Genomic DNA, 13,267 nt, shown 5'->3' with positions numbered 1-13,267 from the left:
ACAACCATGAATGGAGCAATCATATTTTTACTATTTTTATTAGGAATTGGCCTGCTTGCTAAAAACTCATCACTGATGGTCGCGGCAGGATTTTTACTAGTTCTGAAAGTGACGGGATTGGATACGAAGATATTTCCCTATCTTTCTGCAAAAGGAATAAATCTTGGTGTCACGGTGATCACGATTGCCGTTTTAGTTCCGATTGCAAATGGATCAATCGGGTTTAAGGAACTACTGGATGCTTTGAAATCTCCTTATGCTTGGATTGCCCTTGCGTCAGGAATAGCGGTCGCTCTCATTGCAAAGAACGGTGTCGTTCTATTGGCCAATGATCCGCATATTACCGTTGCGCTTGTTTTCGGAACAATACTAGCAGTTGCTTTATTCAAAGGTGTCGCAGTAGGACCGCTGATTGGAGCGGGGATTGCCTATTTGTGCATGCAGCTCGTCCAATTTATTAAATAAGCTCAGAAGAGACGCAGCAATTGGGTTGACTCGCTAAATCTATCCTTATTCTGTATTAAGTCATTGCTTGCGTCTCACCTTTCCTTAGGGGTGTCTTTTATATGGGAGAAATAATTTCTGCAAATCTTGTATTTTTCTAATAAAATAATATTTTTTTCACAATTTAACTACTTTCCATTCCCAAAAATCTGAAAATTGTTTATAATAGTACTATAATTGCTCTCTGATAGAGTTTCAAGAATAGGTGGAATGTTATCATGTATTCTATCTACTCTATCAATTTTTAGTTTGCAATTAACTGGGCGATCGCTTAATTGAGAGCTTTATTGTATTATTTTAGGGGGTTTTTGAAAGTATCCATTTCAGTGTTTATTAATGATAGTTTATGATGGTACCTATCATTTAACGGCTCTTACTCTCTAAAATACATATTGTCTAGGTTAAGCTCATTTTTTATTGGAAGCGCTATATTTCATGCAGTCAAAGGGGATATTTAAGAAAAGGAGAGGTTTTGTATGACAGCAACAAAAGGTCTAGAGGGCATCGTAGCAACTACTTCAAAGATCAGCTCGATTATAGATGATACGTTAACGTATGCAGGATACGACATCGATGATCTAGCTAAGAATGCGACATTTGAGGAAGTTATTTACTTACTTTGGCACGGAAGTCTCCCCACAACAAACCAATTAGCAGAACTTACAAAACAGTTGGCAGATAACGCGGCTATCCCAGCTGAAGTTCTCAATCATTTTAAAACATATCCAATCGATAAAGTTCATCCAATGGGAGCGCTTCGTACGGCCATATCATTATTAGGTCTATATGATGATGAATCAGACGTAATGAGTGATGAAGCGAACTACCGTAAGGCCATCCGTATTCAAGCACAAATTCCAACAGTTGTAACAGCATTCGCACGTGTACGTAAAGGACTAGAACCAGTTGCACCGCGCACAGATTTAAGCTTTGCAGCCAACTTCTTATACATGCTAAGTGGAAAAGAACCTTCCGCAATTGAAGTGGAAGCATTCAATAAAGCACTTGTACTTCATGCAGATCATGAATTAAACGCATCTACATTCACTGCCCGTGTATGTGTAGCAACTTTATCTGACATCTATTCTGGCGTAACTGCTGCAATCGGTGCGCTTAAAGGACCGCTTCATGGCGGAGCAAACGAGCAAGTTATGAAAATGCTGACTGAAATTGGCTCTGTTGATCATGCAGTGTCATATATCACAGCTAAATTAGATAATAAAGAGAAAATCATGGGCTTTGGTCACCGCGTATACCGTAAAGGTGATCCGCGTGCTAAGCATTTGCGTGAGATGTCTAAGAAATTAACGGAGATTACCGGACAGCCTGAGTATTATGAGATGTCCATTAAGATTGAAGAACTGGTCACAACTCAAAAGAAACTGCCGCCAAACGTAGATTTCTACTCAGCTTCTGTATATCATAGTCTTGGTATTGATCATGATTTATTTACACCAATATTTGCAGTCAGCCGTACTTCTGGCTGGATCGCTCATATTCTCGAGCAATACTCTAACAACCGTCTAATCCGCCCTCGTGCAGACTATACGGGACCTGGTATGCAAAAATATGTGCCAATTGAAAAAAGATAAGGAAGTATTTTTTTATTATTATGTGAGTTTGTAGTAAATTAATAGATGGTAGGAATAAAGGTTAGAGGCAATCAACATGGACCTGCTAATCTTTGATATTGAATCGGAGGTAATTAGACATGACACAAGGTGAAAAAATCGCAGTAACACATGGTGTACTAAACGTACCAAACAACCCAATTGTACCTTTTATTGAAGGGGACGGAATCGGTCCAGATATCTGGGCAGCAGCATCTCGTGTATTAGACGCGGCTGTTGAAAAAGCTTACAACGGCGAGAAAAAAATTGTTTGGCAAGAAGTATTGGCTGGACAAAAAGCATTTGATCAAACAGGAGAATGGCTTCCAGAAGAAACACTGAATGTAATTCGCGAGTATTTGATTGCGATTAAAGGACCGCTTACTACGCCAATCGGTGGTGGAATTCGTTCATTGAACGTTGCTTTGCGTCAAGAGCTTGATCTTTTCGTATGCCTTCGTCCAGTCCGTTATTTCGATGGTGTTCCTTCACCTGTTAAACGTCCAGAAGATACGGACATGGTCATTTTCCGTGAGAACACAGAAGACATCTATGCGGGGATTGAATATGCAAAAGGATCTGATGAAGTTAAAAAACTAATTGACTTCCTTCAAAATGAAATGGGCGTAAACAAAATCCGTTTTCCTGAAACGTCAGGTATTGGAATTAAACCAGTTTCTGAAGAAGGAACAAAACGTCTTGTACGTGCGGCTCTTAACTACGCAATTAAAGAAGGCCGTTCTTCATTAACTTTAGTACATAAAGGGAATATCATGAAGTTCACAGAAGGTGCATTTAAAAACTGGGGTTATGAAATAGCTGAACAAGAATTCGGTGATAAAGTATTCACTTGGAATCAATATGATCGCATTAAAGAAGCTGAAGGAACAGATGCGGCAAATAAAGCGCAAGCTGCTGCTGAAGCAGAAGGTAAGATCATCGTAAAAGATTCGATCGCTGATATTTTCTTACAACAAATTCTAACTCGTCCGAAAGAATTTGATGTAGTTGCTACAATGAATCTAAACGGAGACTACATTTCTGATGCGCTAGCTGCTCAAGTTGGTGGAATTGGGATTGCTCCTGGAGCGAACATCAACTACGAAACTGGACATGCTATTTTTGAAGCAACTCACGGTACTGCTCCGAAATATGCAGGACTTGATAAAGTGAACCCTTCTTCTGTTCTTCTTTCAGGTGTGCTATTACTTGAACATCTTGGATGGACGGAAGCTGCTGCGAGCATTACAGCTTCAGTAGAAAAAACAATTGCTTCAAAAGTTGTAACTTATGACTTTGCCCGCCTAATGGACGGTGCTACTGAAGTGAAATGTTCGGAGTTCGCTGATGAACTAATTAAAAACCTATAATTTTCGATAGAACGCTTCTTTAGAGAAGAGGCCGGGGTATACCGGCTTCTTTTCCAAGAAGTTTATTCGTGCAACAGGGATAAGGGAAGTAAATGATAATTTTTACATAGGGAAGGGGAGATCTCCATGTCAAAACGTAAAAAAATCTCTGTCATCGGTGGCGGTTTTACAGGAGCGACAACGGCGTTTTTTGCTGCACAAAAAGAATTAGGTGATGTTGTATTAGTAGATATTCCGCAAATGGAAAATCCGACTAAAGGGAAAGCGTTAGATATGCTAGAAGCAAGCCCTGTGTTTGGATTTGATGCAAAAATTACAGGTACTTCTGATTATGCAGACACTGCTCATTCTGATATTGTCATCATTACTGCTGGGATTGCTCGTAAACCAGGTATGAGTCGCGATGATTTAGTACAGACTAACCAAAAAGTAATGACAGCTGTTACGAAAGAAATTGTAAAATACTCTCCAAATTCAACGTTAATCGTTTTAACAAACCCAGTTGATGCTATGACATATACGGTATACAAAGAATCAGGTTTCCCTAAGAATCGCGTTATCGGTCAATCAGGCGTTCTTGATACGGCACGTTTCCGTACATTCGTTGCTCAAGAGTTGAACTTGTCTGTGAAAGACGTGACTGGCTTCGTTCTAGGTGGTCATGGTGACGATATGGTTCCTCTTGTTCGCTACTCATATGCAGGCGGAATTCCGTTAGAAACGCTCATTCCACAAGAACGTTTAGACGCAATCGTTGCTCGTACACGTACAGGCGGCGGAGAAATCGTAAATCTACTTGGAAACGGTAGTGCTTATTATGCACCTGCGGCAGCTCTTGTAGAAATGGCAGAGGCTATTTTGAAAGATCAACGCCGTGTCCTTCCGACGATTGCATATCTTGAAGGAGAATATGGATTTGATGGAATTTATCTTGGTGTGCCTACGGTTCTTGGAGCAGGTGGAATTGAACAAATCATTGAACTTGAATTAACAGAAGATGAAAAAGCAGCACTTTCTAAATCTGTTGATTCTGTTCGCAATGTGATGGCGATTCTTAAATAATTTCTAAAGTATATATTATAAAAAGCTGTCTAAGCGAGAGAATATGAGTGCCATTCGTTCACCTCTCTCTTCTTGGACAGTTTTTTTTCAAATCTGACGGAGGTCAACATTATGTTGCTTAAGAAACGAAAGCTTGGTAGAACAATTGAAGAAATCAAAGAAGGCGAAAAGCTAACGCTCACTGAGAAAATGGAAGACAAAGATTTATTGTTATATTTAGGATTAACGAATGATGCAAACCCCTTATATATTCAACATGATTATGCCGCGCAGACTACTTTCAAAAAACCACTTGTGCCTCACATTATGCTAATCGGTATCGTCACTTCAGCTGTCTCCAAATATCTTCCAGGTCCAGGGAGCCATATTTTGTCCCATCATATTGAATTGCCAAATCCGGTCTATCACTATGAAACGATCAAGTTTCGATTTGAAGTAAAAGAAGTGAATGTTAATGAAAATGAAATGGTAATAGAAGTTGTAGGAGAAAACGATGAAGGAATTTGTATATTAGAAGGTAGAATAAAGGTTTGTCCCCCTAGCCAAATTAAAGGAATAGATGGCAGTGTTTTGGAAAGTTTCTAAAAAGATGATGAGCAGGATGTCTCAGGGAGGTCAACCTTAAACTACTACTATATTGTTTCGTTAGTGGTCTGGTCAGAACCTTGCTTATGGGCATCTTTTTATCCTGTATTAATGGGCAGTAACTTCCCACCTTAAGGCTTAGAGGGATGGAAGAAACATAGGTAGGGGATAAATCGCTCGTAAAACCATAACAATCAGTGAGGGATGAAGAAAACCCCGCTGATTGAAGATTCACTTAATATTACTCTTACTCTTTTCCTTAATTTAAATTATAATGAAGATGGATGAGTCGGCTCATTGTGAGTCGCGGGGTAATATATTTTCGGGAGGAAGCTATGTCTAATAAAATTCTCGTAGTGGATGATGAAAAATCCATTGTTACGTTACTACAATATAATTTAGAGCAATCAGGTTATTCCGTGATTACCGCTTTAGATGGTGAAGAAGGGTTAAATCGGGCAATTGCCGAAAAACCACAGTTAATTATCCTGGATTTAATGCTTCCAAAACTAGATGGGATTGAAGTTTGTAAGCAACTGCGCCAGCAAAAAATAATGGTGCCAATCTTAATGTTGACAGCGAAAGATGATGAGTTTGACAAAGTATTAGGATTGGAACTTGGTGCAGATGATTACATGACAAAGCCGTTTAGTCCAAGAGAAGTGGTCGCAAGAATTAAAGCGATTCTTAGAAGATCACAAATCAGTCAGGAAGCTGGAGAATCGAATGACGAACGAGAAGGTGTTCTGAAACTTAATGAATTAGAAATTTACCATGATCGTTATGAAGCTTTTTTTAAGGGGAGATTACTTGAGCTGACTCCAAAGGAATTTGAATTATTACTGTATCTTGCACAGCATAAGGGAAGAGTTTTAACAAGAGACCAGCTACTAAGTGCAGTCTGGAATTACGATTTTGCGGGAGATACGAGGATTGTCGATGTACATATTAGTCATCTTCGAGAAAAAATAGAAGAAGATACAAGAAAGCCAATTTATATTAAAACAATACGTGGTTTAGGGTATAAGCTTGAGGAGCCGAAACCGGAATGACCAAATTCAAGACAAAGCTGTTAGTGGCGATTATCAGCTTGATCATTATTGTTCTTCTGGCAGAGGGGTTACTGCTCGGACAAGTTTTCAAAAATTACTATGTCAATACATTTAATGAAAGAATGGAAAGAGAAACTATTTTTATCGCCAAGTATATTCAGGAAAACGGGGGAATTTCTGAATTTATTCAACAAGGAAAAACAGAAGACTTGGCCAATCTACATGATGCCAATTTCACAATTATCAGGAATGACGGAACGATCCTTTATGATGATAATGTAAACCGAAATAATCATCCCGAACGTCACGAACATATGCTGAAAAGCATCACTAATCAATTAGATAGGGATAAGCAGAGTGGATTTGTAGAGGGGTCTAAGAGTCTGCAATATTTTTATAAAACGATACAAAAAGACGGCGCGATTGAGGGTGCAGCTGTATTAAGTAATGAAATAGAAGCAATCGATCAAGTGAACAGTCAAATATGGTGGATTTTGACGATAAGCCTTATCGCGTCGCTATGTATTATTACCATGTTTGCGAGCAAAATCGCTTCTAGATACTCTCGTCCTATTGAGGCGGCGGCGACAACCGCGATTGAGCTTGCAGAAGGAAATTATCGGGCAAGAACCTATGAGCGGAGTTCGGATGAAATAGGCGTGCTTAGTAAATCGTTAAATATTTTGGCGAGAAATCTTCAAGAATTGCAAATTTCCAGAGATTTGCATGAGGATCGTCTGGAAACTCTGATTGAAAATATTGGTAGTGGCGTGTTGCAAATCGATCATAAAGGGCATATTACGATGACGAATCTTGCGTATAAACAACAGTTTAATATGGAAGATACTGATTTATTGTACAAAGTTTATTATGAAGTGATTCCATCTGCAGAGATTATTGCGATTATTGAAGAAATTTTCATGACGGAAAAAAGCATCAAACGTCAAGTGTTAATTCCACTTACTATTGAAAGAAAACATTTTGAAGTGTACGGAGCGCCGATCATTGTAAAAAATGATGAGTGGAAGGGAATTATTATTGTTTTCCATGACATTACTGAATTAAAAAAGTTAGAACAAATGCGGAAAGACTTTGTGGCGAATGTGTCGCATGAGTTGAAAACGCCAATCACTTCTATCAAAGGGTTTTCGGAGACCCTGCTGGACGGCGCTTTAAAGGACGAACAAGCCTTATATGATTTTTTAAAGATCATTTTAAGTGAAAGCGATCGCCTTCAAGAGCTTATTCAAGAATTGTTGGATCTATCCAAAATTGAGCAGCAAGATTTTGTTTTACAAATTGAGTCTGTGAATGTTAGTACCATTCTTGAAGAATCCGTCGCGATGCTTTGTGGTAAAGCAGAAGAAAAGAATATTAGGTTGGTCCTTGAAAGTAAGAGTCCTTCTTTATGGGTTGAGGGAGAAGCGAATCGAATTAAACAAATTTTTATCAATCTTATTACGAATGCACTAAATTATACAACAAGTGAAGGCGAAGTAAAGATTGAAGCATCAGAAGACGCGGACAATGTTCGGGTAGTTGTTCATGATAATGGCATTGGAATCGAAAGCAAAGAACTGCCGCGGATATTTGAGCGTTTTTACAGAGTGGATAAGGCAAGAAGTAGGGACTCTGGGGGAACAGGACTAGGTTTAGCGATTGTGAAGCATATTTTGGAAGTTCATAAAGGGAAAATAACGGTTGAAAGCTGTCCTGGGAAAGGAACGTCGTTTACGGTTCTTTTAAAGAAACATATTCGTTGAGAGGGAAATTAGAATTTACATGATTTTAACAATTCTAATACATGCCGTTTATAAATAGGGGTTACAATGAACTAGAAAACCCCATCATCCAGGGAGCAGATGAGACGAGGACAACCCCATGTCCTCGTCTTTTTTGGCTTTTATACAAAATCTGTAGGCGTTAAGACGCCACTACTTACTATGAGGGATTAACACGCTACACCCACCTAATCACAATGGAGAGGCCCCGTGTCCTTCATACGAAATAGTAAGAGATAGTGAACTACCACGAGCCTAAAGGTATCGTGGTTTTACGCCCACAAAATATAAAATTATGAAAATAATGAATCCTTTTCCAATATTTATCGTACATAAGAAGAGAGAGAATAAAGGAGGGGTTTCGATGGTAAGTTTAAAAAAGATTTACATAACAACTGGATTGACTCTATTGATTATCATATTAGGAATTGTGGCGATTACAACCTGGTATACCGTTGATGAATCAGACCAAGCGGTGATCTTAACATTTGGAAAAGTGGATGAAACGATTACTGAACCTGGATTACATGTGAAAATGCCTTGGCCGATTCAATCCGTTGAGAAAGTATCAAAGGAAACATTTAGTCTACAATTTGGCTATACCGATAAAGATGGTGTAGTGGAAGATTTTCCGAAAGAAACGAAAATGATTACCGGTGATGAAAACATTGTGCTCGCGGATTTAGTCGTTCAATGGAAAATAACTGATCCCGAGAAATATTTATATAACGTTGATGACCCGAACGAACTTTTATATGATTCAACATCTGCGGCACTTCGTAGCATTATCGGCAACTCGAAGATTGATGATGCACTAACGTCTGGAAAAGCTGAAATTGAAGCAAACGTCAGAGAACTGCTTTCCCACCTGATTGAAAAATACGATATCGGGATTTCGGTCCTTGCTGTTAAGCTTCAGGATGTTGAGCTTCCGAATAAAGAAGTTCGAAAAGCTTTTACAAATGTTACGGACGCTCGTGAAACGATGAACACGAAGAATAATGAAGCGCAAAAATATGAAAATCAGAGAATGAATGAAGCAAAAGGGGAAATTGCAGCGATTAATTCTGCTGCAGAAGGAGAAAAAGCTGCCAGAACCGAGCGTGCCCGCGGGGACGTAGCTGTTTTTGATAAGCTCTATGCAGAATATAAAAATAACCCAGATATTACAAGAGAACGTTTAGTGATTGAAACGCTTGAGCAAGTCCTTCCGAATGCAGAGATCTATATTATGAATGATGACGGGAATACGATGAAATACTTCCCGATCCGTGCGCTTGAAAAAGAACAGCCAAAAGCACCAGCTGAAAGTGAGGGAACGGAATGAGTGAAAAAGTAGTCGAATTAAATAGTCGCAAAGGCTTTGGACCGTGGAGAGGATATGTAAGAGTCGGTATTTTCTTCGTGATATTACTTCTATTATTTCTTATCTTTATTAGTAATGTGTTTGTTGTGAAGGAAGGGGAATATCGAGTCGTCCGTCAATTCGGAGAGGTTGTTCGCATTGATAAGACGCCTGGTTTAAAAGTGAAGATCCCTTTTATCCAAAGTGTGACAACGTTGCCGAAGTATCAAATGGGATACGATGTTTCAGAAGCGGAAATTAATACAAGAGATAAAAAGCGAATCATGATCGATAATTATGCGGTTTGGAGAATTGAAGATCCGAAGAAAATGATTACCAATGCAAGAACAATTGAAAGTGCTGAAGCAAGAATGGAAGAATTCATTTATTCCGTTGTCCGTACCGAACTTGGTCAATTGAATTACGATGAAATCATCAATGATGAAAAGTCTTCAAGAGGAAGCTTGAATGATCGAATGACGGACAAAGTAAACGAGCTTCTTAAAGACTCGAATTACGGAATTGTAGTGACAGACGTTCGAATTAAACGAACCGATTTGCCAGCGGAGAACGAAGCGTCTGTGTTCAAACGAATGATTTCAGAACGTGAATCAACCGCACAGCAATATCTTTCAAAAGGTGACGCAGATAAGAACCGTATCATGGCCGATACAGACAGAAAGGTGACTGAGCTCTTAGCGACTGCAAAGGCAGAAGCTGATATCATTCGCGCCCAAGGGGAAGCGGAAGCGGCGAAAGTATACAATGCGTCTTTCTCCAAGGATGCCGAATTCTACCGTTTATATCGAACACTAGAATCGTATAAGAAAACAATTGGAGAGGATACGGTTATTATTCTGCCAGCCAATTCTCCATATGCAAGTCTGTTGATGGGAAACACTAAATAATGAATTTCAGAAGTAACCGTTCATTTCTCTTTCTGTATCTACTCGTGGTAGAATATAGAGATGGGAAGAACGGTTTTTTTAATAAAGCGACACTACGAACCCGATTCAATGAACTTAGACTAAGTACGCCGCATCCTGCGGCAACGTCTGAGTGACCCACATCCTGTGGGCCTCAACTAAACCGCTGAAGAACACAGCGGTAAGTTTCACTGTATCTCACCAATCGGGCTTTTAAGGGCAGTTGTCCCCCACCTACACTTCTTCGATTCCTACTCCTCTAAGTCGGGGGTCTTACTGCCCGTTAATGCGGGATAAAAAAACAAGATAATTGACTATAGAATTGGTTTTTGAAATCCAGTGTTTTTGTAAAAGGAGGATTCTCAGTTTGAGTAATAAATTAGTACTTATTGATGGAAACAGTATTGCGTATCGAGCTTTTTTTGCCTTGCCATTGTTGAATAATGATAAAGGAGTCCATACGAATGCAATTTATGGATTCACGATGATGTTAAATAAGATTTTGGAGGAAGAAAAGCCAACACATGTACTTGTAGCGTTTGATGCCGGGAAAACGACTTTCCGCCACGAGTCGTATAAAGAATATAAAGGTGGCCGCCAGAAAACACCGCCAGAACTGTCTGAGCAATTTCCGTTTATCCGGGAGCTTCTTGATGCTTACGGAATTTCTCGTTATGAGCTTGCGAACTACGAAGCGGATGATATTATCGGTACTTTATCGCTTCATGCTGAAAAAGAAGACTTTGAAATTAAGATTATCTCTGGGGACAAAGATTTAACACAATTATCTTCGTCAGCCACAACGGTCGGCATTACGAAAAAAGGCATTACCGACATTGAAGAATACACCCCTTTACATATTCAAGAAAAATACGGCATCACACCCATTCAAATTATTGATATGAAGGGTCTAATGGGAGACGCTTCTGATAATATTCCTGGAATTCCTGGTGTAGGAGAAAAAACGGCGCTTAAATTGCTTCATCAGTTTCAAACAGTGGAAAACCTGCTGCAATCCATTGATCAAGTTAGCGGAAATAAACTGAAAGAAAAAATTGAAGAACATAAAGAGCTTGCCGTACTAAGTAAGGAGCTAGCTACTATTACGCGCGAAGCACCGATTGAAATCCAACTAAATGATACAGTATACAATGGAGTGGACCAGGAAAAAATCGCTCCTTTATATAAAGAGCTCGGATTTAACACATTGCTTGAGAAATTAGATGTTGCAAATCCTGCTGAAGACATTGTTCAAGAAGCGATGGATATTGAGTTGGTCACAGAGATTACCGAAGAAATGTTGACAGAGGAAACGGCCCTTTATATCGAAATTCTAGATGATAATTATCATCGTGGAGATATCGTTGGCATTAGTCTTGCGAATGAAAAGGGGAATTTTTATATCCATGGTGATGTGGCCATCCACTCAGAGATCTTTAAAAGCTGGGCAGAAAATGAGTCGTATAAGAAATTCGTCTATGATGCAAAACGCTCGATTGTTTCGCTGAGTAGAAGAGGGATTGATTTAAAAGGAATTGAATTCGATTTATATCTAGCAGCCTACTTACTCAATCCAGCAGAATCGGTTGTGGATGTTGCAGCCATTGCCAAAGCTCAAAAGCGACCAATGCTTCAACCTGATGAATCTTTTTATGGAAAAGGGGCGAAACGTCAGATTCCTAACCAAGATGCCTTATGTGATTTCTTAGGGCGAAAAGCGAGAGCGATTTTAGCATTAAAAGATGAAATGATTACAGGCCTTGAGGAAAACGAGCAGTATGCATTATTGACTGATTTAGAATTACCACTGTCGATCATTCTTGCCAATATGGAATTACAAGGCATAAAGGTCGATGTCTCGCGTCTGATGGATATGGGACAAGAGCTGTCACAACGCTTGCAAGCTATTGAAGGAAAAATCTTCAGTTTGGCTGGTGAGGCATTCAATATTAATTCGCCTAAACAGCTAGGTGTGATCTTGTTTGAAAAGCTTCAGCTACCGGTCATGAAGAAAACGAAAACAGGCTATTCAACTTCAGCAGATGTTTTGGAAAAACTGGAAAGTAAGCATGAAATCGTTCGTGAAATTTTACATTACCGTCAGCTTGCTAAGCTACAATCTACTTATGTTGAAGGTTTGTTGAAGGTGGTTAGTTTTTCAGAGATAGATAAGGTTCATACAAGGTTCAATCAAGCATTAACCCAAACAGGGCGATTAAGCTCAACAGATCCCAATTTGCAAAATATCCCGATTCGTTTAGAAGAAGGAAGAAAAATAAGACAAGCATTCATTCCATCAGAAAAAGACTGGCTTATTTTTGCGGCTGATTATTCGCAAATCGAATTGCGGGTACTTGCGCATATCGCCAATGATCAAGCGATGATTGAAGCGTTCCGCTCTGATATGGATATTCACACGAAAACAGCGATGGATGTGTTTCATGTTGGAAAAGACGAAGTGACTTCAAATATGCGGCGTCAAGCGAAAGCTGTTAATTTTGGAATCGTCTATGGAATTAGCGACTATGGCTTATCTCAAAGTCTTGGTATTACTCGGAAAGAAGCAGGAGAATTTATTGAGAAATATTTAAAGAGCTTTCCAGGGGTACAGGAATATATGCATGAAAGTATATTTGAAGCGAATCAAAAAGGATATGTTAATACGCTTTTAAACCGCCGTCGCTATATTCCGGAAATCACGAGCAAAAACTTTAATATAAGAAGCTTTGCCGAACGGACTGCAATGAATACACCGATTCAAGGGAGCGCCGCTGATATTATTAAACTTGCGATGATTAATATGGCGGAACGCATTGAACAGGAAAATTTAAAAACAAAAATGCTTCTTCAAGTACATGATGAACTAATCTTCGAAGCGCCGCCGGAAGAAATTGAAATCCTAATGAAGATCGTACCAGAAGAAATGGAACGCGCAATTGAGCTAAACGTTCCGTTAAAAGTAGACTACTCGTATGGTCCGACATGGTTTGATGCAAAGTAATAAGAAAAGCGGAAGCGACTGATCAGGGACG

Annotated in this window: 10 protein-coding genes; all 10 read left to right on the top strand. The window is 39.3% G+C overall.

The features are described 5' to 3' along the window. The first annotated feature begins 6 nt into the window (after nucleotides 1-6). Nucleotides 7-465 carry a DUF441 domain-containing protein gene (locus tag JNUCC23_RS16455; protein WP_062176858.1) on the top strand — a complete coding sequence of 153 codons (459 nt, stop codon included), beginning with the start codon at nucleotides 7-9 and terminating at the stop codon, nucleotides 463-465. Nucleotides 466-980: 515 nt separating this feature from the next. Beyond that, nucleotides 981-2,096 carry a citrate synthase gene (gene citZ / locus JNUCC23_RS16450; RefSeq protein ID WP_403069134.1) on the top strand — a complete coding sequence of 372 codons (1,116 nt, stop codon included), beginning with the start codon at nucleotides 981-983 and terminating at the stop codon, nucleotides 2,094-2,096. Between the two features lie 119 nt (nucleotides 2,097-2,215). Continuing rightward, entirely contained in the window at nucleotides 2,216-3,484 is a 1,269-nt protein-coding gene (icd, locus tag JNUCC23_RS16445; RefSeq protein ID WP_403069137.1) for an NADP-dependent isocitrate dehydrogenase, read from the top strand. A gap of 126 nt (nucleotides 3,485-3,610) precedes the next feature. Beyond that, complete coding sequence (gene mdh / locus JNUCC23_RS16440) at nucleotides 3,611-4,546, top strand: malate dehydrogenase (protein ID WP_062176865.1); 936 nt, start codon at nucleotides 3,611-3,613, stop codon at nucleotides 4,544-4,546. Between the two features lie 108 nt (nucleotides 4,547-4,654). Next, nucleotides 4,655-5,131 carry a MaoC/PaaZ C-terminal domain-containing protein gene (locus JNUCC23_RS16435; protein ID WP_062183005.1) on the top strand — a complete coding sequence of 159 codons (477 nt, stop codon included), beginning with the start codon at nucleotides 4,655-4,657 and terminating at the stop codon, nucleotides 5,129-5,131. A 335-nt stretch (nucleotides 5,132-5,466) separates the two neighbouring features. Further along, nucleotides 5,467-6,183 carry a winged helix-turn-helix domain-containing protein gene (locus JNUCC23_RS16430; protein WP_062176868.1) on the top strand — a complete coding sequence of 239 codons (717 nt, stop codon included), beginning with the start codon at nucleotides 5,467-5,469 and terminating at the stop codon, nucleotides 6,181-6,183. Next, complete coding sequence (gene pnpS, locus JNUCC23_RS16425) at nucleotides 6,180-7,946, top strand: two-component system histidine kinase PnpS (RefSeq protein WP_454212464.1); 1,767 nt, start codon at nucleotides 6,180-6,182, stop codon at nucleotides 7,944-7,946. The genes JNUCC23_RS16430 and pnpS overlap by 4 nt, the downstream gene beginning before the upstream one ends. A 382-nt stretch (nucleotides 7,947-8,328) precedes the next feature. Beyond that, nucleotides 8,329-9,291, top strand: coding sequence for an FtsH protease activity modulator HflK (gene hflK, locus JNUCC23_RS16420; protein WP_062176874.1), 963 nt, complete (start codon nucleotides 8,329-8,331; stop codon nucleotides 9,289-9,291). Continuing rightward, the gene (gene hflC, locus JNUCC23_RS16415) at nucleotides 9,288-10,217 is read left to right on the top strand and encodes a protease modulator HflC (RefSeq protein WP_403069149.1); all 930 of its coding nucleotides are present in this window, start codon (nucleotides 9,288-9,290) and stop codon (nucleotides 10,215-10,217) included. Before hflK ends, hflC begins: the two co-directional genes overlap by 4 nt. Nucleotides 10,218-10,602: 385 nt before the next feature. Beyond that, on the top strand, nucleotides 10,603-13,236 hold the full coding sequence (gene polA / locus JNUCC23_RS16410; RefSeq protein ID WP_454212461.1) for a DNA polymerase I: 2,634 nt from the start codon (nucleotides 10,603-10,605) through the stop codon (nucleotides 13,234-13,236). The last annotated feature ends 31 nt before the right edge of the window (nucleotides 13,237-13,267 follow it).

It is taken from the genome of Peribacillus sp. JNUCC 23 (assembly GCF_053653995.1).
The sequence above is the reverse complement of the archived record's forward strand: the minus strand, read 5'-3'. Positions and strand labels throughout refer to the sequence as shown.